This window comes from Candidatus Polarisedimenticolia bacterium (assembly GCA_036004685.1).
GTDB lineage: Bacteria > Acidobacteriota > Polarisedimenticolia > Gp22-AA2 > AA152 > DASYRE01.
In genome coordinates, this window is sequence record DASYRE010000010.1 from 1 (window position 1) to 22330 (window position 22330).

The following is a 22330-nucleotide window of genomic DNA, read 5'->3' on the forward strand; positions in this document are numbered from 1 at the left end:
CCGAGGTCGCCGAGGCGCCCGGATCGCAAGGCGCGCCAGAGCGTCGCGTACCCAAGGCGGTACGCAAGCGAGGCGCAACGCGGCGAGCCGGGATGGATCGGGGGCCGAATGTAACATGATTTTTGAGACGCGACACTAGGCGCTCAGCGGTTCCCACACCGCGGCGGCCCCGGCGTTTCCGGGCCCCGGAACGGCGCCATGCTAGAATACGGGCATCGGAAGCGAGGCCCCGCCGATGCTCTTTCGGGATCGTCCGCACCGCAGCGTCCTTCTCATCCCGCTCCTCATTTTTCTGTCCGCGTGCGGTGGCAAGGGGTCGACCCATCATTCCTCCCCGCCGCGCTCCAACGTCGATCTGGCGATCTCAGAGGCCAATTTCACCGTGTCGCCGGCCGCCGCGGACGCCGACGATCCGATCACCATTTCCGGGACGATTCAAAACGTCGGGAGCGAGACGGCCAACGAAATGCTCGGCGATTCGTTCCGGATCCGCTTCAACCTGTCCACCGACGGCACCTGGGAGCTGAACGAGGTCGGCTTTCTCGAGCAGATCATCACCGCTCCCATCCCGCCCGGAGGGAGCCTCGATTTCACCTACACCGGTCCCTACGGAGGCGGCGAGACTCTGAATCGCTTCAGCGATTTCTGCAACTCCACGAACCCCGACTGCCCGCAGCCTCAGTTCGGAGTCATCGGGGCGAAGGTCGACGGAGCGGAGGAGATCAACGAGGTCGAGGAAGGGAACAACTTCGCGTTCAAGCCGATCCAGGTGGTGGGGACGGTGGTGGCGGCGACCTTCCGGGGGTGCGACTTCGGGCTGCCCGGGGACTACGGGGCGGCTCCCGGATGCGACCTGTCGATTACGGATGGCCTCACGACCTACACCCAGCATCAACCCTGTGTGAACTGCGGTGATGCGACCCAAATCGTCTTTCCGAACGAGATCCGCCGCGAGATCGTGGTCAGCGTGACCATCCGGGATTGCAGCCTGCCGCTGCAATGTGGAGGTAGCTGGGAGATCATCGCCGCCACGTCGAAGCCCGGTCTGCCGGTGAGCACGAAGAATGCGCTGGTCTCCGCCGGGGCGCCCTCCGGAGGAGATGGGGCCACCGTAGCGCACATCGAGATTCGTGATCCTAATTATTGATTGAGAGTCTTGCTTTCAGCGGGTTTTCGCGGCCGCCGGCGCGCCCCGCGGCTTGGTCGCGGAGCTCTTTCCTGAGGTCCTGCCCGAACCGGCCGGGGAGGACTCGCTGCGATCGCGCGGAGCGCGGAGAGTTTCCTTCACGACCTCGCCGACCTCCTTGACGAAGACGAAGCGCATCGCCTTGCGCGCCTCCTCGGGAATGTCGACCAGGTCCTTCTCGTTGCGGGCGGGGAGGACGACGGTGTGGATCCCGGCGCGCCGGGCGGCGAGCACCTTCTCCTTGACGCCGCCCACCGCCAGCACCTTCCCCCGCAGCGTAATCTCCCCCGTCATCGCCACGTCGTGGCGGGTAGGGCGCTCGGAAAGCAGCGAGGCGATGGCGATGGCCATCGTCACGCCGGCCGACGGGCCGTCCTTGGGGATGGCTCCGGCGGGGACGTGCACGTGGATATCGGTCTTCTCGAAGGCCGTCTCGGCGATTCCCAGCGAGGCGGCGTGCGATCGGACGAACGAAAGGGCCGCCTGGGCCGATTCCTTCATCACCTCTCCCAGCTGTCCCGTGAGGTTGAAGCTGCCTCGCCCCTTCATCCGAGTGGCTTCGATGAAAAGGATGTCGCCGCCGCCCGCGGTCCAGGCCAGGCCGGTGGCGATCCCCACCTCGTCGTCGCGCTCCGCCACTTCCGGCACGTACGGCGCGGGGCCCAGGTAGGTCTGCAGGTCCGACGGAGTGATCTTCTTCAGCGCCGGCTCCTTCAGGGCGACCGACTTTGCCACCTTCCGGCAGATCTGCCCGAGAAGCTGCTCGAGCCTCCGGAGGCCGGCTTCCGAGGTGTGGCCCCGGATGATCTCCACGATCGATCGCCGATCGAATGACAGCTGCTCCGGCTTGAGGCCGTGGGCATCCAGCTGCCTCGGAATGAGGTACTGGCGGGCGATCGCGACTTTTTCCTCCTCGATGTATCCGGTAAGGTGCAGAATCTCCATCCGGTCGCGCAGCGGATCCGGGATCGTGTCGAGGCGGTTCGCGGTGGTCACGAACATCACACGGGAGAGATCGAAGGGAATGTCCAGGTAGAGGTCCAGGAAGCCCTGGTTCTGCTCGGGATCCAGGACCTCGAGCAAGGCGGAGGCCGGATCCCCGCGGAAATCCGAGCCAATCTTGTCGATCTCGTCGATCATCATCAGGGGATTCGCCGTCCCGGCGCGCCGGAGGCTCTGGATGATCTTCCCCGGAAGCGCTCCCACGTAGGTCCGGCGATGACCGCGGATCTCCGCCTCGTCCCTCATCCCGCCGACCGACATCCGGATGAACTTCCGGCCCAGCGCCTCGGCGATCGATTTGCCGAGCGAGGTCTTTCCCGTGCCGGGCGGGCCGTAGAAGCAGAGAATCGGGCCCTTCATGTCGGCCTTGAGCTTCCGGACCGCCAGGTATTCCAGGATCCGGTCCTTGATCTTCGCCAGCCCGTAATGATCCCGCTCGAGGACTCTCTCGGCGGCGGCGATGTCGAGGTTGTCCACCGTGGTGACGCTCCACGGAAGCTCCAAAAGCCAGTCGACGTAAGTCTTGACCACGCTGTACTCGGCCGAGGCGGACGAGATCATCGCCAGCCGATCCATCTCGCGGACGGCCTCCTTGACCACGGCCTCGGGATAATTCCCTTCCGCGAGCTTCTTGCGGAGATCGGCGACGATGGTTTCCGCTTCGTTCCCCTCGCCGAGCTCTTTCTTGATCATCTTGAGCTGCTCGCGCAGGTAGTATTCGCGCTGGGCCTTGGTGATCTCCTCCTGCGTCGCCTCCTGGATCTCCTGGCCGACCTTGATCTGCTCCAGCGACTTCTTCAGGAGCCGGATGGCAACCTGGAGCCGCTGCAGGGGAGGGATGGTCATCAGGATTTCCTTCTTCTCCTCCAGCTTGAAGCTCAGATGGTTGGCGATCTGATCCGCCAGGTTCCCGGGACCGGTGAGGTTGTTCCGGATCAAGTGGAGGATCTCCTCGGAGAGGCGGCTGTCCTGCCGGACCAGCGTCTCCAGGAGGTGGATGGCGTTGCCCATCAGGACGTTCGCCTCCATCGACTCCACGGCGGACTCTTCCAGCACCTCGACGCGGGCCCTCAGGTAAGGGTCGGTCCGGACGTAATCGCGGACGCGGAAGCGCGCCAGGCCCAGCAGGATGATCTGGATGGTGTTTCGCGAGACGTTGATGCGCGTGACGAGACGGGCGGCGACGCCGACTGGGGTCAGGTCCTCGACGGGGGGGAACTCCAGGCCGCTGCCTCGCTGGATGACCAGCCCGACGATCCCTTCCGGGGGCAGCTCGCGCACCAGCTGGAGATTCCTCTTGCGGACCACCTGGAGGTTGACGACGATGTTGGGGAAGACGATGGTCGAGACGAGGGGGATGACCGGCAGCTCGTCCGGAATCTCGAGCTCCTGAATCACCTCTTCTCTTTCCAGCGTTCTGGGCACCTCAGTCTCCCGGCGCATCGTCCAGCTCCCGCCGATCCGCCATGCCGAAGCGGACGCGGCCGCGCGTGCGCCCCGCATCTACCTCAATATAGGTTCCGAAGCTCCCGGGCGCCCGTCGCACCCCTCGAAGAGGGCATAGCCGAGCGTCCGGTAAAGGAGCTTCGCGGCGAGGAAATCGGACGCCGGCTGGCCCAGGATCGGCGCCAGCTCGACGATGTCGAAACCGAGGACCTTGCGGCGCCGCGACAAGGAGCGCAGGAACGCCAGGGTCGTGTACCAGTCCGCCCCCCCCGGCTCGGGAGTTCCGGTTCCGGGAACGAGCGCCGGGTCGAAGAAGTCGACGTCGATCGTCACGTAAACCTCCTCCCCGGCCGCCGCCAGCGCCTCGTCGAACCATTCCGGTCCGGCGGCGACGCGCCGGCCCGAGATCATGGGCGACGGGCTCTTGGAGAGCCAATCGGCCTCCTCGCGGGAGAGGCTACGGATCCCAATCGCCAGGGCCGGACAGAGCTCGCGCACCCGGCGCATCACGCAGGCGTGGTTGTGACGGGATCCCTCGTAAGTCTCGCGCAGATCGCCGTGGGCGTCGAGCTGGACCACCGTCATGCGCGGGTGCCGGCGGTGGTAAGCCGCGATCGCGCCGAAGGAGATCGAGTGCTCCCCGCCGACGGTGACGACCAGCTTTCCGGCGTCGAGATACCGGCCGGCAGCCTGCTCGACGAGGCGCACCATCTCCTCCGGCGGCGTCTCGTTGCCGCACACGGCGGGGGCGGTATGAATCCCCTCCGTGAAGGTGTCGGTCCCCAGCTCTTCGTCGTAGAGCTCAAGGTTGCAGGAGGCGGCGATCAACGCGGCGGGGCCACGCGCCGCTCCTTTTCCGTAGGTGGCGGTGCGATCGTAGGGAACGGGCAGGACGACGGCCTTCGCCCGGTCGAGATCGGAATGGGGAGGGCCGATGCCGCCGAAATGGTCCGGATGGAGGTTCATCGACGCGCTCTTCCTGTCGACGGGTGCGCCGGGGGGAGAGTACGGCGGGGAACTCCGGATTCTCAGGGGATCAAGACCGCGGCGGAAACCACCGTGGTCCAGAGTCCCTTCTTGTCTCCCACGGCGGTTTGGGTGACGTTGATGGTCTTGTAGAACTCGCTGCTGATCTTCCAGAGCTCCTTCCGCTCGTCGTAGGATTTGTCGGGATCGAACTCGATGCCCAGGATCGTGGCGAGCATCTGCGCCGCGAGATCCTCCGCGTACTCGCCCGCCTTGTCCTCGGTCTCGCCGTAGGAGTGATGCTCCGACAGGTAGCCGTGCCGGTCCGGCTTGCTGGGAATGGCGATGCCGGTGGACGCTGCGATGAGGCGGTGCGGTTCGTTCGTCGAGTTCTCCGACAGGACGCAGAACACCACCTCTCCGGCCCGCAGGTACTTCAATCCCTCTTTCTTGGGAATGATCTTGCACCCGGGCGGGAAGATGCTCGACACGCGGACGATGTTGAAGTGGGCGATCCCGGCGTCCCGCAGCGCCAGCTCGAAGCTGGTCAGCTTCTCCTTCGAGCGGCCGACCCCTTTGGTGAGGAACATCTTCTTGGAGACGAACATCGTCGGACTCTCTCCCCGTGGCCGTCGCCGCGCGGGACGGCGACTCTCGCCCGCCGGGAACGCGCTTCAATGGACCGTGATGCGTGCCTGGATCTGGGGTCGGCTCAAAAAACCGGGGAATTTATACTGAAAAGGTTGCGCGATGTCAACGCAAGATTTTGGCTTTGATGGGGTTGTCCGCCGCGCCCGGCCGGACCCGGCGGCAAAAATGCCTTAAAATAATGTAGGCCGCGTCACCGTTCCGGAGGTCCCGCATGGCTCAGGCCGTCGCGCTCGCCGAGGTGCTCCATCGTCTCACCCGCGAGGGGGAGCTCTACGAGAAGCACCCCGACGGCTCGCTCACCTGCTTCGCTTGCGGGCATCGCTGTCTGATTCGCCCCGGGCGGGAAGGAATCTGCAAAGTACGCTTCAATCGTGCCGGAATCCTCAGGGTTCCCCACGGTTACGTAGGAGCCCTCAACGTCGATCCGATCGAAAAGAAGCCTTTCTTCCACGTCCTCCCGGGAAGCCCGGCGCTCTCCTTCGGCATGCTGGGATGCGACTACCATTGCGGCTACTGCCAGAACTGGTTCACCTCGCAGGCGATTCGCGACCCGAAGGCGACGGCGCGTCCCGAAGCGGTCACCGCCGCGGATCTCGTGGCTCTGGCACTGCGAGCCAGCGCTCCCGTCCTCGCCTCGACCTACAACGAGCCGCTGATCACGAGCGAGTGGGCCGTGGAAGTCTTCCGCGAAGGACGGACGCGAGGGCTTCTCGGAGCGTTCATCTCGAACGGCAACGGTACGGAGGAGGCGCTCGGCTATCTCCGCCCTTGGCTGGATCTCTACAAGGTCGATCTCAAGTCGATGCGGGAATCGAATTACCGCGCCCTCGGAGGGCAGCTGCGGATCGTCCTCGACACGATCCGCCGGCTGAAAGCGATGGATTTCTGGCTGGAGGTCGTGACGCTGGTGATTCCCGGCTTCAACGACTCTGACGAGGAGCTGCGTGACGCCGCCGCCTTCCTGGTCTCCGTCTCCCCGGAGATCCCCTGGCACGTCACCGCCTTCCACAAGGACTACAGAATGACCGACCCGGCCGATACTCCGCCGCAGGCGCTTCTGCGGGCGGCGCGGATCGGCAAAGAGGCGGGTCTGCAGTTCGTCTACGCCGGCAATCTGCCCGGTCACGTCGGAGAGTTCGAGAACACTTGCTGCCCGAGCTGCGGCGCCTGCCTCGTCCGGCGCCGCGGCTACCGGATCCTCGAGAACCGCCTGCGCTCCGGAAGCTGCCCCGATTGCGGGGGTCCCGTCCCGGGGCGATGGACCCTGCCGGCCGCGGCCGGAGCGCCGGAGCAACGATCGGCCGGCTGAAGCGGCAGCGCGCTCGCGCCCACCGCGTGCGGGCTCTCTCCGCCGGCCTCGGCCGCCGAGGCATCCCGGCTCGCCGGTCTCGATGTTGAGGCTATTGGGAGACCCACCCCTGGTCAGCGGTACCGATCCGCGAGGTCGTCCTGCCGGCTTCGAAGCTCGACTTCGCGGCCGCGGATGAAGAGGTGCTTCACGGAGGTGAGCGGCTGGAAGGGATCGCCGGCGGTGACCAGCACGTTGGCCACTTTCCCCCGTTCGAGGCTGCCGAGGCGATCGGCCACGCCGAGGATCTCGGCCGGGGTGAGCGTGACGGCGCGCAAAGCGGCTTCCCAGGGCAAGCCATACGCGACCGCGAGGCCGGCCTCCCAGGGAAGAGTCCGCGCGTCGTTCGTCCGGTCGGTCTGAATGGCAATCCTGACGCCCGCCGCTTCGAGCCGCGCGGCGTTCTCGTAGATCGCGCCGAGCGTCTCGATCCGATCGGGCTGGGTGGTGACCGGGCCGAGGATCACCGGAATCTTCTTCGCGTCCAGGAGATCGGCCACTTTGTACGCTTCGGCCGCGTGGCTCACCACGAGGCGGAGCTTGAACTCCTCGGCGAGGCGCAAGGCGGTGAGGATGTCGTCCATCCTCTGGGCCCGGAAGATGGCCGGGACCTCGCCTTTCAGGACGGGAGACAGCGCGTCCCAGCGGAGATCCCGCGCCGGCGGCTCGGGAGGGCACTTCGCCTCTTTCCTGGCCTTCGAGCGACCCGCCGGCCGCGCCTCGCATTCCAGCGATTGCTCCTTGTAGACGTCCCATTTCGCCAGGTACTCCCGCGCCTGAATGAGCGTCGAGCGGATCAGGGCCGCACTTCCCATGCGAGTGGAGGGGAGCTGGGTCCGCGCGCCGTAGCGGGTCTTGGGGGGTTCTCCGAGGCTGAAATGCATCGCCACAGGAAACTTGATCAAGACTTGATCGAGGTCCTCCCCGCTGAGATCCACCAGGGCGCTCTGGCCGTTGATCAGGTTGTCTTCTCCCGGGGTGACCAGGGCGGCGGCGACGCCGGTTTGCCGGGTGACGCGGATGTTTTCGGACTGGTCGTAGAAGGCGTCGATGACGCGCGCCTGGGGAGTGATCGGATCGGTCCTCTCGTCCTCGTCGCGGCTGACGGGATCGAGATCGACTTCCCACACGCCGAGGTGGGTGCGGGAGTCGATGAGTCCCGGGAGTATCCATTGCCCGGCGGCGTCGATTTTCTGCGCGTCGGGCGGCACGGGGATGCCCTGGCCCACGGCTTCAATGCGTCCGTCCCGGATGAGGACGGTCCCTGACTCGATCGGCGCCCCGGAGACGGGAAAGACCTTGCCGCCGATCAGGGCGACGGGCGGCGCCGGCGAAGGGAGGGGACGCTGCGGGACCGCCCCGGCCCCGAGCGCCGCGGCGGCGAGCAGCGCCAGGAAGCCCGCCCTCCGGACCGCTTTGCGGATCACCGTTCGCCGCCCGGATCGGCCGATCGTCCGGCCCGAGCCCGATCGTAGACGACCTTGCCGTCCACCAGCGTCATCTCCACCCGCGTGGTGATATCGAAGGGATCCTTCGAGAAGATGGCGACGTCGCCGTCCTTCCCGACGTCGAGACTCCCGATCCGATCCTCGAGGCCGAGCATCCAGGCGGGGTTCAGGGTGATCGACTTCAGGGCCTCTTCGCGAGGCAGGCCGTAGTGCATCGCGATGGCGGCCTCTTCGTACAGCCGCTGGATCAAGTCGGCGGAGTCGGAGTGGATCGCCACGCGGACCCCGTGGTCGGCGAGAATCGCGGCGTTTTGCGGGATCCCGTCCCAGGCCTCCCATTTGTAGCCCCACCAGTGGGCGAAGGTGGCGACGCCGACCTTGCGACGGGCGATCTCGTCCGCGATCTTGTAGGCTTCCAGCCCGTGCTGCAGCGAGGCGATCTTGAACCCGAACTCGTCGGCGACGCGGAACAGCGCCTCGATCTCGTCCTTGCGATAGCAATGGACGTGGACCCTCACCTTGCCGGCCAGGACGTCGGCGAGGGTCTCGAGCTTCAGGTCCCTCTCCGGAGCCGCGCCGCGATCGGCCGCCGGCTTCTTCTGCCAGGCGTCCCACTTGGCCCGATAGTCCCGGGCTTTCTGGAAGGCGTCACGCATCGTGTAGATGATCCCCATGCGCGTGGACGGCAGCTTGTTGCGAGAGCCGTACACTCGCTTCGGATTCTCCCCGAGAGCCATCTTCAGCCCCCGCGGCGCCCCCGCGAAGACCATCTCCTCCATCGTCGCGCCGGGCCGGAGCTTCACCGTCACCGCCTCGCCGCCGATCACGTTCCCGCTCCCCGGAAGGACCTGGATCGTGGTCACCCCGCCGGCCAGGGCGCGAGCGATGCCGGGGTCCTCCAGGTTGATCGAATCCATGGCGCGCACGCCGGCCTGGACCGGGTCGGTCATCTCGTTGCCGTCGGAGTTCGCGTCGACTTCCGGCCAGGAATAGACGCCGATATGGGAGTGAGTGTCGACGATGCCGGGGAGCACGAACCTCCCCTCGGCCAGGATGACCCGCGCTCCAGGCGGCGCGTCGACCGTCGGACCGATCTCCTTGATCTTGCCGTCCACGATCAGGATGGAGCCTTTGGGGATCTCGCCGTGGGTGACGGTGAGCAGCCTTCCCCCGTAGATGACGACCGGCTCGCTCGGCGCGGATCCCGCCGAACCGGCCGCGAGGAGCGCGAGCGCGACCGCCAAGAACCCTCGTCGCATGAACGACCTCCCGCGTGGCCCCGCTCACTGCGCAGCCTTCGCGGACTCTACCCGGTTTCGTCTTCAGGGCGCAAGGCGGGCCGCGGAGCGCGTGTTATAATTTCGATCTCTTTGAGGAGAGCGCCTCCGCCATGATCGAAAGGGCCGCCTCCGGGCTCCCCTCGGACTTTCGCAGTCGGCTCCTGATCGACCGATACAGCTCGGTCCTTTCGCGGCTGCCGCTGCGGCGGCAGGCGGCGCTCGCCGATCCGCGCTGCCCGGACACCGAAATCTGGAACATCTTCCGCACCCTGGCGCAGGTCGATCCGGCGCTTTGGCTGCCGCGCCTGATGGCGCTCGGCGGCATCCGTCTGCTCCCCGAGGCCGAAGCGCTGTCGGCGGGATTTGCGCTCACGCTCTGGAAGCGGGTGAAGCCTCCTCCCGAGCGGCTCTCCTGGCTGCGGCAGCGCGCCCTGGGCGGCGAGCTCCGCCCCCCGGTGGGGCGCAAGCGCAAAGGGCGCGTCATCCCTCTTTCGGAGCTGCGCGACGAGCTGAAGATCCGGGCCCGACGCCGGCTGCCCCTGGAGGAGCCGGTGGAGCTGGACGTCGTGGTGAAATGTCCGAGCCTTGCCCTGTTCGTGGCGATCCCCCGGACGGCGGATACTCCAGGGGAGCCGGCTGCCTCGGACGAGAAAAGGACCCGGCTCCTGCGCCTGGTCGACGCCGGACTCGCCTACGCCGAGGGCCGGAGCCGGATGCAGCGCCGGCCGGTGAGCTTCTCGCTGCTGGTCCTGGCGCAGAGCCTGGAGGCGCAGGAGTCCTGGAGCCTGGCGCTCCGGCGGCTGCTCTCCTCAAGCTTGCGCCGCCAGCTGCCTCACCGGACCGGGCTGCCCGATCCGGCCTCGCTGAACGGGAGATTCGGCGTCGGCGCCTGGGCCGGAGCGAAGCGCCTCCTGCACGATCTTCGCCCTCATGTCTCCGATCCGTTCGAGGCGACGCTCCTGGATCGCCTCCTCCAGCACGCCCGCCCCTTGGAAGCGCGGCGGATCGGCCAGGGAGCCGCCTCCTGAAGAGACGCCCGATGGACCGGGACGGTCCGCGCGCCGGCCGGAGCTGCGGGAGCCGAGGCGACGGCCGCGCGCGCGACGCGTAGCGGCGCCGGACGCGGGAGATTCGGTGGCGGAGAAGACCCTCATCGCCGGCCGGGCGGGGACGGGGAAGACGACAGCCGTCCTGGCCCGCGTCGCCGGGCTGATCGCGGAACGCCGGGAAGGGGAGTGCCTCCTCCTTCTCCCGACTCAAAGTCAGGTCGATCACCTCAAGGAGATCCTGCTGCGCTCCGGGCGGGGCGGTTTCCAGGACCTCTTCGCGCACACCTTCTTCACTTTCAGCCGGAGCCTGTTCCAGGGTCTTCCCGAGGCGCTCGTCCCGGAGGAGGGCCGGGATTTCCTGATCCGCCTCCTTCTCGAATCGGAGCGCTTCCCGAGCTTCGCAAGCGTCCTGGAGTTCCCGGGTTTCCGGCGGCTCCTCGGGGAGGGCCTTCGCGAGCTGAGGGAGAACCTCGTCTCGCCCGACGACTATGCGCGCCGGATTCTCGCTCCACTCGACGCAGCGGGAAGGGCGTCGCCGCGCCACCGGGAGCTGGAGAGGGCGTATTCCGCCTACGTCCGGCTCCTCCGCGAGAGGCGGAGGGTCGACCCGGAAGGGATGATGCTCGCCGCCGTCGGACGTCTGGAAACGGATGCGACGCTCCTGGCCTCGCGGCGGCTCCTCCTGGTCGACGGCTTCCATGACTTCACTCCGGTCGAGCTCCGCCTGCTGGAGCTGCTTTCCGAGCGGATTCCGGAGTCGATCTTCACGCTGAGCTTCGATCCCGCGAGCCCCGGACACGCAGCCTTCGCCGCGTCGGTCCCCGCCCGCAGGCGCCTGCTGGAGCTCGGATTCAGAGAGATGCCGCGCGCCGCGAATCGGCGCACCCTCGATCCGACGCTGGTCCGGCTGGAGGCCGCCCTCTTCGAGGGGCCGCGGGAGGCGGGGCCGGCCGGGGATTCGCTGCGGATCCTGTGGGCGTCACGGGAAGAGGCGGAAGTGGAGAGCATCGCGCGGGCCATCCTCCGGCTGGTTCGCGAAGAAGGAGTCGCGTGGCGCGAGATTGCCGTCGTCTTCCGTGACTTGCAAGGAGTGGCGGATCGGGCAGAGGGGACTTTCCACCGGCTCGGCATCCCGGTGCGGATTTCCCACCCGAAGCCTCTCGGCGCTCAGCCGGTAGTCCGGTTTCTCCTCGATCTCGGCCGGGTTGTGGGCGGCGTCTGCGATTCCGAAACGATGATCCGCCTCGGGAGATCGACGTATGCGGTCTGGCTGGAGCTCGAAGAGGTGGATCGACTCGACGTGGCCCTGCGCGAGAACGCCCCGCCCTTCGATCCGGAGGGCTGGGCGGCGCTTGCCTTGAAGCTCGACCTGCCTGGGCTCAAGCGATTCCTGAAGGTGGTGTCCCGGGGCCGCGAGCGCCTCGCCGCGCAACGCAGCCTGCCGGGGGTCGCGCGAGTCTGGCGGGAGACCTTTCTGGAAGTCGCCCTGCCGGCGGGGATCGAGACGGCGCGGCTGGGGGAGACGGGCCTTCGCGGTCCGGAAGAGTGCGCCGCGATCGAGGCCTTCTGGAGGATCGTCGAGGAGGCGGCGGAGTGGACCGCGCTCCCGGAAAGAGAGCGATCCGCCGAACCGCGGCGGGCGCCGGGGAACGCCGAGGCCCTGCTGCATCGACTTCTCCGCGGCGTCGGCGAGGAGGTCCGCGAGGCCGGCTTCCGGATTCGTGATCGGCGGCGCGACGCGGTCAACCTCATCGACGCGCGGGAAGCACGGCAATGGGAGGCCTCGACGGTCTTCGTGGGCGGCATCCTGGAGCGCCGGTTTCCCCCGGCTCCCGTCGAGGGGCTGCTCTTCGACGACGAGGACCGCCGCTGCCTGAACGCCTCGGGGCTGAGATTTCGCGATCGATCCTGGAAAGAAGACGAGGAGCGGTTTCTCTTCTACACCGCCGTGAGCCGTGCCCGCGACCGCCTGATCCTCTCCTACCCCGACTCCGACGAGCGCGGCAATCGGGCGCTGCCCTCCTTCTTCCTGCGGGAGGTCGAGCGGATCTTTTCCCCGCAGGGGCTCTCCGGCCGGACGGTGAGACGGCCGGCCTCGGAAGTGCTGCCCTCCCCGGAGACCGCGGCCGACCTGCAGGAAGTGGATCGGATCGCGATGTCGGGACTGGCGGCGCGGCATCCGCGGCCCGAGGAACGCAAGGAAATCCGCCTCGCCGCCGCGCTCTACGGCCTGCGCCGCGAGGCTCCCTCGTTCCGCGAGCGCTTCGCCGGCCTGCTGTCCCGGACGCCGCCGCGGCTCCGGGATCCCGCCATCCTGGCCGAGCTCGCCGCCGCGGACGCCGCGCTGAGCGACAGCGCCCTGCGTTCCTTCCTCCAATGCCCTTATCTTCATTTCGTGAAGAAACAGCTGCGCGTCGAGGCGCTGCCCGGCCGGGAAATGGAACCCCTCGACCTGGGGACCCTGATTCACGACGTGCTCAAGGAGCATTTCGAGTCGGGCGGCGAGAGCGACTTCCTGGAATGCCTCGAGCGCCACTTCCGGGCGGCGGCGGCCGCGAAACGCGTTTCCTTCCGCCGCCGTGCCGAGCGGTGGCAGCTGCGCCGCGCGCTGGCGGCCTTCCTGCCGAAGGAAGCGGAACGCCTTCGCCGCCTCGGTCTTTCCCCCGGGCGCTTCGAACACGACTTCGGCACTTCGAAGTCGGCGTCCCCCGCGGTCATGCTGGACGGGGAGGGGCGCGGCGAGCGCCTGTCGGGGAAGATCGACCGGATCGACCTCCTGCCGGGAGGGCGGGCGGGCGTGATCGTCGACTACAAGTACAGCTCCGCCGCCGGCGTCCGGAAGCAGCGCGATGAAAGCCTCGGGAAAAAGGGGGAGATCAAAGCCTTCCAGGTCGCCATCTATCTGCTCGCGCTCGAAGAGGCGCTCGGGCTTCTTCCGGCGGGCGCGGAGCTCGTGTCGCTGAAGAAAAGGGTCGAGCGGTTCGGAATCGGGCGCCGCGATCTCCTCCGCGACGCGGGTCTCGAGCGGGACCTCGAAGAGGACTGGGAGCTTCTCGAGGAAAGCGAGTTCCGCGCTTTCCTGGACCGGGCGCGCGTGGCGATGAGCCGTCTGGCGCGGCGAATCCGGGCAGGCGAGATCGACACGCATCCGGCCGACCCGGAGGCGTGCGGGCCCGGGGAGTGCGACGCCGCCGACATCTGTCGCTTCGACCGGTGGGTGGGCCGGACGGACGCGGAGGAGTGATGGCGGGGACGCCGACGCGGGCCCAGAAGGACGCCGTCGAGCGCGACGCGCCGGATCTGTGCGTCACGGCGGGCGCCGGCTCCGGAAAGACCCGGGTCCTGGTCGATCGCTTCGTCCGCCTGGTCCTCGACGCCGGCGTGCCGCCCGATCGAATCCTCGCGATCACCTTCACCGAGAAAGCCGCCGCGGAAATGAAGGAGCGCATCGCCCAGGCGCTCGAAGCGCGCGGCGGGGAGGAGTGGCGAAGAGCGGCGGAATTCGCCGCCGTCTCGACGATCGACTCCTTCTGCGCCCGGATCCTCCGCGAGAACGCCCTGGACGCGTCGGTGGATCCCCGCTTCACGGTCCTCGAGGAGCTCGACGCCGACCGTCTCCTGGAGGAGGCCGTCGACGCCGTCCTGCTCGCCAGGCCGGAAGTGGAGCTGGCGGACCTCCTGAGCCGGACGGGGATTCCGGCTCTTCCCGCGCGCCGCGGGATCCCGGACCTGCCGAAGACGCTCTGCGAGCTTTACAAGAAGGTGCGAGCCACCGGGAAGGCCGTCGACCTGGCGACGCTTTCCCCGCCGGCGTTGCCGGAGCCGGCCTCCGCGAATCTCCGGAGCGCCCTCGCCGAGGTTCGCCGGCTGCTCGAGGCCGGGACGCCGACGCCGCTTCAGTTCGAGAAGGGGAGAGCGCTGCTCCCGCTGGTCGAGGAGGTCGAGGGGGTCCGCGGCTCGGCGGCCGAGATGGCCGCGGAATTCGCGCGTCTCGCCGCCCGCGTCCGGCTGCCGGCAAGCCAGAACGAGCCGCTCAAGGTGGCGCTCCAGGGCGTCCAGAACGCCCTGTCGGAACGCCTGTCGGAGCGGCTGGAAGAAGAGGCGCGGCCGTTGCGGGCGCTCTTCGGAGAGCTCCTGGGCGAGCTGGATGGCGTGTACGAGGCGAGAAAGCGCGCGGCCGCGTCGCTCGATTTCGCCGATCTGGGATGGAAAGCGCGCGCCCTGCTCGCCGGATCTCCCGCGGTGCGCCGACGGCTGGCCCGCACGTTCCGGCACATCTTCGTCGACGAGTTCCAGGACACGAATCCGCTCCAAAAAGAGATCCTCGACCTGCTGCGCGCGGGGAATTGTCTCTTTGCGACGGGCGACCCGAAACAGTCGATCTACGGCTTCCGGGACGCCGACGTCGGGATCCTCGCCCGGTTCCGGAGGGAGGTCGAGCCGGCGCGGGGGCACGTCGCGCTGGCCGACAACTTTCGCAGCCGGCCGGAAATCGTCAGCTTCGCCAACCGCCTCTTCGCATCGGGCCTCTGGAGGCCGGGAGAGATCGCCTTCGAAGCGATGGCCCCCGCGGGCGATTTCTCCGGCAAATCGATTCCTTCGGTGGAGCTCCTGGTGGCGGAGGGGACGAGCGCGGCGGAAGGCAGGCGATCCGAGGCGGAAGCGCTAGCAGCGCGCCTCGAGGAGCTGGTGGAGGAACGGGCCGTAGTCGCCACCCGGACGGATGCGGAAAAGGCGGGAGCGCCCCTGTCGTACGGCGACGTCGCGATCCTGTTCCGCAGCACGGCGGGGATGCGGTTTTACGAGCGGGCCCTGGCGGACCGACAGATTCCCTACTTCGTCCAGAAGGGAAGGGGATATTTTCAGACCCAGGAGGTGCGTGATCTGGTGAATCTCGTCCGCGTTCTCGACAACCCGAGGGACGACGCTCACCTCGCCGCGGTGCTGCGCTCGCCCCTGTGCGGACTCGACGAGGACGATCTCTACCTCCTGTGCCGGCGGGCCCCGGGCCCGCCGCCGAAAAAGCTCGTCGAGAATCTCGCCGCGCGCGCCGACCAGCTCCCGAAGAGGAGCCGCGGCCGGCTCCAGGCTTTCGCCGATCTGCTGGACCGGCTCCGGATGCGGAAAGGACAGGGCCCGCTCTGGATGGCCCTCGACGAGGTGGTTTCTGCCACGCGGCTGACCGAGGCGGCGCTCCTGCATTTCGACGGGAAGCGTCGTCTCGCCAACCTCAGGAAAGTGGTCGAGCTGGTGCGACACTGGGAGGCGCGGGGGAGCGCCTCTCTTCCCGAGCTCGTCGAGATCCTCGAAGCCGCCGCGGCTCCGGAAGTCCGCGAATCGGAAGCCACGATCGAAGCGTCCGGGGACGACGTCGTGCAGCTGATGACGGTGCACGCCGCCAAGGGGCTCGAGTTTCCGGCGGTGGTCCTGGCCGATCTCGGCCGCGAGGAGAGGGCCGCAAGCCACCGCGAGATTTTCCGGCGCGACCTGGGCCTGGGAATCCCGCTCCAGGATCCGGAAACCGGCCTCCGCGGCCTCCATCCTGCGAGCTACGCCGCCGCGCGGCGGGCGCTCGAGGAATCGGCGGCCCAGGAGGAAAACCGTCTCCTCTATGTCGCCGTGACCCGCGCCCAGGAGCATTTGATTCTCAGCGGGTGGCGGAAGAAGGGGAGAGCGGCGAGCCGCTCCTGGCTGAAGGCGATCCTCGAAGCCCTGGGCGGCGAGGACGCGCTGCGCGCCGATCCCGCCCTGCGCTGGGAGCCGGCGTCGCGCCAGCCCTCGCCGCGCGCCCGGCGGACTTCGTTGCTGGAGCGGCACGGCGAGGCGGTGGCCGCGGGCGCTCCGCTGCCGGAATTTCCGGAGAGCGCCGCGGCGAGGGACGAGGCGGAGCGGCTCCTCCGGCGGATCGCGCTTCCCCTTCCGCCGGCCGCGGAGACGCCCTTCCTGACGACGACGACCGAAATCGTTCAGCATCGGATCTGCCCGCGCCGCTACCACCTTCGCTATCTGCTGGCGGCGCCCGCCCGGGAGCCTTGGTCGCGCGCCGACGGGGGCGAGCGGCCCGGCGCGGAGAACCAGGACGACGAGATCCCCGCGGACCTTCTGGGAGACCGGGTCCACCGGATTCTCGCCGAGGCGCCCGACTCTCCGAGGGTGAAGGAAATCCTGGCGACGCTCTCGGCGGGCGATCGGATCGTGGCGCTGCGCCAGGTGGAGACTTTCCGCGGCAGTCGCCTGGGGCGGGAGGCCGCCGCCGGAGCGGCGATGAAGGAGGTGCCTTTCGCGATCCGCCGGAACGAGGCGACGATCCGGGGCCAGATCGACCTGATCCTGGCGAGCCCGGACGGAGGGCTGCAGCTGGTCGATTACAAGACGAGCCGGATCGCCGCCGCCGAGGTGAAGGAGAAAGCGCTCGACTACGAGCTGCAGCTCCGGATCTACGCGCTGGCGGCCCGCGAGATCCTGGGACGGCGGGTCGCCTCCGCCTGTCTGTATTTCCTCGAGCCGGACGTGGTCCATCCGGTGGAAGTGACGCCGGCCGCCTTGGAGGAGGCGGAGGCCTCGATCGCCTCCTTCTTCGAAGCGCACCGCGGGCGCGCTTTCCCGCAGAATCCCGCGCGGCACTGCTTCTCGTGCGGCTATCTGGAAGCCTATTGCCCGGATCTTCGGGGCGCTCTTTCGGGGGAAAGATCGGGCCCGGGAAGAAGGTGAGGATTCAGGCGAGGATGGCGGCGCGGCGGGCTCAAGCGCTCCGCGGCGCCAGGGCCGCCGGCTCCACGTTGCCGCCGCTGATCACCGCGACGACCCGGCGCCCCCGGAACTTCTCTCCGTGGAACAAGGCACCAGCCGTCGCGACCGCCCCCGACGGCTCGGCCACGATCTTGGCCCGCGTGAGCAGGAGTATCATCGCCTCGCGAATCTCCTCCTCCTTGACGCGGAGGATGCCGCGGACTACTTCCTGGACCACCGGAAAAGGGACCTGTCCCGGCTCGAGGCTCCGGAGGCCGTCCGCGATCGTCGGACAAGATGCGATGCGCACGATTCTGCCGGCCTCGATCGACCGCGCCCAGTCGTCCGCCACCTCCGGCTCGACGCCGTAGACTTCTATCTCGGGCCGGAAGGCGCGGGCCGCCGCGCAGACGCCGCCCAGCAGTCCGCCTCCGCCCACCGGCACCAGCACCACTTCCACGCCGGGCTCCTGCTGGAGGATCTCCAGCAGCACGGTCCCCTGGCCGAGGAGGATGCGTGGATCCTCGTAGGGCGGCACCATCGTCAGTCCGCGCTCGCGCGCCACCCCTTCGGCGAAGGCCTTTCGCTCCTGAGGGGTGAGGCCGTGCTGCAGGACCTCCGCTCCGTAGTCCCGCGTCGCCGCGAGCTTGAGGCCGGTGGCGTCGGTCGGCATGACGATCACCGACCGGACGGACAACCGCCGGGCGGAAAGAGCGACTGCCTGGGCGTGGTTTCCCGAGGAATAGGTGATGACCCCGCGCGTCCGATCCGGCTCCGCCAGCGTGGAAATCATGTAATGCGCGCCGCGAAACTTGAAGGCCCCGACTTTCTGGAAGTTCTCGCACTTGAACGCCAAGTCGAAGCCGGCGCGCCGCGACAGCGTCGCGCACCGCAGGATCGGCGTGCGGTGCGCCGCGCCCGAAAGGCTCCGGCTGGCGGCCTCGAACGCCTCGCGGCGGTAGTCGTTCCAGTCGTGCATCGAGATTCTCCGCGGCGGGAGGCGCGCACCGGTGGCCGGTGGGAACGCCGCCGGCGCGACCACCGATTCTAACCCACGCGGGCCGGTTCCCGCGCGGCTGGACACTGCTGGCGCGGCCGCGTTACGATTCCCCATGCTCCGCGCCCCTGAGGAGGCTGGCCGAAGCTCCCCGCCGAGCGGGCGCCGTCTCGCCCGTCCTCTCTTCCTGACGCTGACCGCGTTCTACCTGCTCGGCTCGAGCGGCAGAATCGACACGCCGGACGGGGTCCTGATGTTCCGCGTCACCCAGAGCCTGGTGGAGCGGCGCGCCGCGGCCGTGGAGCCTTTGGCCGGCGCCGGAACCTGGGGAGGGCTTGTAGTTCCCGACCGGCGCGGCGGCGCCGCGCGCTTCTATCCCAAATACGGCTTGGGCCTTCCGCTGGCGGCGATCCCCTGCTACGCGGCGGGGCGCTGGCTCGCCCCCCTCGCCCGCCGGGGCGAAGCCGATCTTTTCGACGCCGAACGTGGAAGACGGCGACTCTGGTACGACGTGGGTCCGGACAACTTCCGGGAAGCCTTCGGCGCGTTCGCGGCCTCCTGGACGAACGCCGCGGTCGTGGCGGCGACGCTCGCCGTCGTTTTCCTGATTGGGCTCGAGCTGGGATTCGGATCAGGCGGCTCGCTCGCCGCGGCCCTGGCGGGCGCCTTCGCGACGCCTCTGTGGGCCTACTCCCGGACGTTCTTCGCCGAGCCGCTCGGAGGCCTCGGCCTGGCGGCGTTCTTCTACTTCGCGCTGCGCGGCCGGCGGGAGGATCGCCATGCGAGCTTCCTCGCCGCCGGCGCTTCCCTGGGCGTCGCGATCCTCGCCAAGCCGGCGCATCTGGTGCTTCTCCTGCCGGCCGCCATCCTCCTGGGAGGGGGCGCGCGCGGCCTGGAGTGGCGGCGGGCGGCCGGCCGGGCAGGAGCCTGCCTCGCGGGGCTGAGCCTCGCCCTGGCGGCGATGCTGATTTACAACCAGGCCCGGTTCGGAAGCTTCCTCGAGACGGGATATGGCGCGGAGGCGAGGCAGTGGACGACTCCATTCTGGAGCGGCACGGCGGGCCTGCTGCTCAGCCCGGGACGGGGGATGCTCTTCTACTTTCCCCTCGCCCTGCTCGTCGCCTTGGCCTTCCGGCGCTTCGCCGCCGCGTTTCCGCTGGAAGCGGCATTCATCGCGGCCTGCCCTCTCGCCCTTCTGGTGACCTACGCCCGATGGTCCCGTTGGGAAGGAGGATGGTGCTGGGGGCCGCGGTTTCTCCTTCCTGCCATTCCCGTCCTGCTCCCGCCGCTGGCCGGACTCTTCGAGTCGTTTCCCGGCTCGCGCGCCGGGCGCGCCGGCGTCCTCGCCGTCCTGGCCCTGGCCATGCTGGTGTCGATCGCCGGCGTTCTCATCGACGTCAACGCGTTCCACGGGTGGCTGCATGAAACGTACGAGAGCCGCCGGACGGCCTTCGAAGCGGCCGGATTCGGGACGTCCACGGAGCTCTATCGCTGGAGCTGGGCCTATTCCCCGCTGCGGCGCGGCTGGCGCTTCGCCTCGCCGGAGAACTTCCTCCTGACGCAGTCCCTGAGAAAGCCCGGCATCGTGACGGCATGGTTCGGGATCTGGGCGGCGGTCTTCGTCGGGCAGGGGCGCCGGCTGCTGCGCCCAGGCGGGAGTCGCAGGGGGTCTTGAACCCGTGCGGCCTATTTTTCCTCGGGAATGTCGGAAGGATCGAAACCGCCGAGGAACTCCGACAACTCCTCAGGTCGGCTTCCCGGGGGGCGATCCCGGTTGATGAACTCCTGAATCTCCTCTTCGAGCTTCTTGGGGGCCTCCGGAGGGGATTCGGGGGCGGCCGCTTTGCGGATGCGGCGCTGGCGGCGTCGCTGCCGCCGCTCCTCCTCGGCATCGGCCACCGTCCCGAGCTCACGGACTTGAGAAGGGAGCGCCGAGGGAGGGGGATCGGGGAACTCGGTGGGCAGGGTCTCCGCGGGCGGCAGGAAGGCGTCGATGGGAAGCCGTTCGCGATGCGTCCGCAGCTCCCGCTCCAGTCTCCGGAAGAGATCGAGCGGCCCCTTCATGAGCCCTCCTGCTGGTACAGCCTCAGGCAGCGCCGCGCGTTCTCATTGAGGGGATCGAGCTCCAGCGCCCGCTTCCAGGCCTGGACCGCCTGCTCGTGCCGGGACATCTTGTAGAAGGTGTTGCCCAGGTTCGTGTAGGCGATCGCCGAATCGGAGCCGGTCTGGAGCGCCTGGTTGAACATCTCGAGCGCCCGGTCGTACTGCAGCGTCGTGTGGTAGAGGAAGCCGAGGTTGTTGTAGACCTCCCCCATCTTGGGATCGATCTCGATCGCTTTCTGGAAGGCGGCGGCCGCCTCCGCCTCCTTGCTCTGGCGGCTCAGCGTCAGCCCGAGGTTGTTCCATGCCTCGGCGTACCCCGGCTCGGCCTCCAGCGCTTTGCGAAACGCGTCCTCCGCCGCCTCGGGGGCGCCGCGATAATAGAGCAGGACGCCGCGATTGTTGTGCTCCTGCGCCGTGCGGTGCCGGACTCTCTCCGTTTCTTCCCGCGCCGTGGCGTGATAGGTCTCGAACGACTTCACCACGTGGTCGTTGGATTCGGCCAGCGCCTGAAGGGCCGACCCGCTCTGCTGGACGATCTGAGAAATCCGCTCGAGGGCGGCGCGGGCGCCTTCCATCTGCTGCTGGATCTCCTGCACGGCCGAAAGGGTGAGCTCGGCGGAGGCGTTCTGCTCGAGGATTTCGCGGATGCGCGCCATCGTGCCGCCGGTCTCCCGCTGCGCCGCCGCGATCGTCTCGAGGAGCGCCGCGGTCTTGGCCGCCGTGTCGGGCGCCGCCGCGCTGCTGCGCCGCTGCTCCGCCGCCATCAGCGACAGCTCCTCCAGGACGCGGCCGCCGATCTCCCGGAGCAACGATGAGTGCTCCTCGCCGATCTTGCGGACCGGCGCCTCTACTTCCTCCCGGACCGAGCGCAGGAGCCCCGGAAGAGAGCCGATCTCCTCCCGGAGGGCCGCGAGGGATTGCGCCACGGCCGCGATCGAGCCGGTCGCGGCGGAAGTCGACTCCCGCACCGGCGACAGGGTTTCCTTCAGACGCGTGACCGCGTCGGAGACGCGCTGCATCTCCTGTCCCAGAGGCGTGATCGCCTCGCGCGTTCCGTCGCGCAGATCGCGCAACGCCTCCCTTAGCGAGTGGATTTCCGGCGCCAGCGCGTCGCCCGCTCCGGGATTCCGGGCCAGGTCCGCCAAGGAAGCCTTCAAGGCCCCAAGATGGTCCACCACCGGCTGGAGGCTCTCCGACCGGAGCTGCTTCTGTCCGAGATGGTCGATCGACTCGCGGAGCCCGCCGAGCTCGTCGAGGAGGGGGCCGATCCCCTCGGGCTTCGGCTGGCTCTGGCGCAGCGCTTCGATCTGCTCGCGCAAGGATCCGATGTCGCCCCGCAGGAGAGCGCCGGCGTCGGCCCGGGCGGCATCCCGCCGCAGCGTCTCCACCAACTCTTTCAGCGAAACGATCTCCCCCGCGAGTGGCTCGAGGCCGCGCGCCTCCGGAGGATTCCGCCGCAGCTCGTCCACGGCCTCCCGCAGGGAGGCGAGCTCGTCGAGCAGGGAGCTGATCCCTTCGGGATTCGGCTGGTTCTTGCGGAGGGTGTCGATCTGCTCCTTCAAGCCCGCCATGTCGCCCCGCAGCGGAGCGAACGCGTCGGCGCGGGCCGCGTCGCCCCGCAGTGTCTCCACCAAGCCTTTCAGCGAGGCGATCTCCCCCGCGAGCGGCTCGAGGCCGCGCCCCTCCGAAGGATTCCGCCGCAGCTCCTCGATCTCCTGGCGCAGGCCGGCGAGCTCCTCGAGGAGGGGGCCGAGGTCCGGGGCGGGCGCGGCCGCTGGCATCAGGGTCGGGAGCGATTCACGCAGCCGCGCCAGATCCGCGCCGAGGGGATGCAGATTGTCCTGCAGCAGGCGCAGCGCCCAGGCGGTGATGGCGGCCGGATCGAACTCGCACTTCCGCGCTGGCTCGGGCCCGGAGGCTTCGGTCCTCGGGGCAGGTGTCTGCAACCCTTCGCTGATCCGCTCGATCCTCCCGAGCAGGTTGTGCTCGAGTCCCTTGATCGACTGATCGACCTCGAGCAGCGAGGTCAGGATGTCCTTGCGGAGATTGTTGTGCATGCGCGTCTCGTCGTCGCCGGCGCTATTCGAGGGGCGGTTCGGACTCTTGGCATCTTCCATCGCCTTCT

The 22330-nt window shown here is 68.6% G+C and carries 14 protein-coding genes; 6 read left to right on the top strand and 8 right to left on the bottom strand.

Annotated elements, in window-relative coordinates:
• Window positions 1-235 precede the first annotated feature (235 nt).
• Complete coding sequence (locus tag VGR67_02245; protein HEV8335221.1) at window positions 236-1147, top strand: hypothetical protein; 912 nt, start codon at window positions 236-238, stop codon at window positions 1145-1147.
• Window positions 1148-1162: 15 nt separating this feature from the next.
• Here VGR67_02245 and lon read toward each other — a convergent pair whose 3' ends face one another.
• From lon to VGR67_02260, 3 genes are all read right to left on the bottom strand, one after another.
• A complete protein-coding gene (gene lon / locus VGR67_02250; protein ID HEV8335222.1) occupies window positions 1163-3613 on the bottom strand; it encodes an endopeptidase La in 2451 nt (816 codons plus the stop codon).
• Window positions 3614-3691: 78 nt separating this feature from the next.
• Window positions 3692-4600 carry an agmatinase gene (speB, locus tag VGR67_02255; GenBank protein ID HEV8335223.1) on the bottom strand — a complete coding sequence of 303 codons (909 nt, stop codon included), beginning with the start codon at window positions 4598-4600 and terminating at the stop codon, window positions 3692-3694.
• A gap of 62 nt (window positions 4601-4662) precedes the next feature.
• Window positions 4663-5208 carry an arginine decarboxylase, pyruvoyl-dependent gene (locus VGR67_02260; protein HEV8335224.1) on the bottom strand — a complete coding sequence of 182 codons (546 nt, stop codon included), beginning with the start codon at window positions 5206-5208 and terminating at the stop codon, window positions 4663-4665.
• Between the two features lie 254 nt (window positions 5209-5462).
• Here VGR67_02260 and amrS point away from each other — a divergent pair, with 254 nt between their 5' ends.
• The gene (gene amrS, locus VGR67_02265) at window positions 5463-6560 is read left to right on the top strand and encodes an AmmeMemoRadiSam system radical SAM enzyme (GenBank protein HEV8335225.1); all 1098 of its coding nucleotides are present in this window, start codon (window positions 5463-5465) and stop codon (window positions 6558-6560) included.
• A 113-nt stretch (window positions 6561-6673) separates the two neighbouring features.
• On the opposite strand, the gene VGR67_02270 is transcribed toward amrS, so the two are convergent.
• Together VGR67_02270 and VGR67_02275 are read right to left on the bottom strand one after the other, a co-directional pair.
• Window positions 6674-8026, bottom strand: coding sequence for an amidohydrolase family protein (locus VGR67_02270; GenBank protein HEV8335226.1), 1353 nt, complete (start codon window positions 8024-8026; stop codon window positions 6674-6676).
• Window positions 8023-9306, bottom strand: coding sequence for an amidohydrolase (locus VGR67_02275; protein HEV8335227.1), 1284 nt, complete (start codon window positions 9304-9306; stop codon window positions 8023-8025). The genes VGR67_02270 and VGR67_02275 overlap by 4 nt, the downstream gene beginning before the upstream one ends.
• A gap of 131 nt (window positions 9307-9437) precedes the next feature.
• On the opposite strand from VGR67_02275, the gene VGR67_02280 reads away from it, so the two are divergent.
• From VGR67_02280 to VGR67_02290, 3 genes are all read left to right on the top strand, one after another.
• The gene (locus VGR67_02280; GenBank protein ID HEV8335228.1) at window positions 9438-10355 is read left to right on the top strand and encodes a hypothetical protein; all 918 of its coding nucleotides are present in this window, start codon (window positions 9438-9440) and stop codon (window positions 10353-10355) included.
• 106 nt (window positions 10356-10461) lie between these two features.
• Window positions 10462-13620, top strand: a complete 3159-nt coding sequence (locus tag VGR67_02285; GenBank protein HEV8335229.1) for a PD-(D/E)XK nuclease family protein — start codon at window positions 10462-10464, stop codon at window positions 13618-13620.
• Window positions 13620-17087 (top strand): UvrD-helicase domain-containing protein, encoded by a 3468-nt coding sequence (locus tag VGR67_02290; protein HEV8335230.1) that lies wholly within the window; start codon window positions 13620-13622, stop codon window positions 17085-17087. The genes VGR67_02285 and VGR67_02290 overlap by 1 nt, the downstream gene beginning before the upstream one ends.
• Window positions 17088-17118: 31 nt before the next feature.
• On the opposite strand, the gene VGR67_02295 is transcribed toward VGR67_02290, so the two are convergent.
• Entirely contained in the window at window positions 17119-18084 is a 966-nt protein-coding gene (locus VGR67_02295) for a threonine/serine dehydratase (GenBank protein HEV8335231.1), read from the bottom strand.
• 133 nt (window positions 18085-18217) lie between these two features.
• Between VGR67_02295 and VGR67_02300 the strand changes: the two genes are divergently transcribed.
• Entirely contained in the window at window positions 18218-19777 is a 1560-nt protein-coding gene (locus tag VGR67_02300) for a hypothetical protein (protein HEV8335232.1), read from the top strand.
• Window positions 19778-19788: 11 nt separating this feature from the next.
• Here the strand turns inward: VGR67_02300 and VGR67_02305 are convergent, their stop codons facing one another.
• Window positions 19789-20166 carry a hypothetical protein gene (locus VGR67_02305; protein ID HEV8335233.1) on the bottom strand — a complete coding sequence of 126 codons (378 nt, stop codon included), beginning with the start codon at window positions 20164-20166 and terminating at the stop codon, window positions 19789-19791.
• The gene (locus tag VGR67_02310) at window positions 20163-22322 is read right to left on the bottom strand and encodes a tetratricopeptide repeat protein (protein HEV8335234.1); all 2160 of its coding nucleotides are present in this window, start codon (window positions 22320-22322) and stop codon (window positions 20163-20165) included. The genes VGR67_02305 and VGR67_02310 overlap by 4 nt, the downstream gene beginning before the upstream one ends.
• Between the last annotated feature and the right edge of the window lie 8 nt (window positions 22323-22330).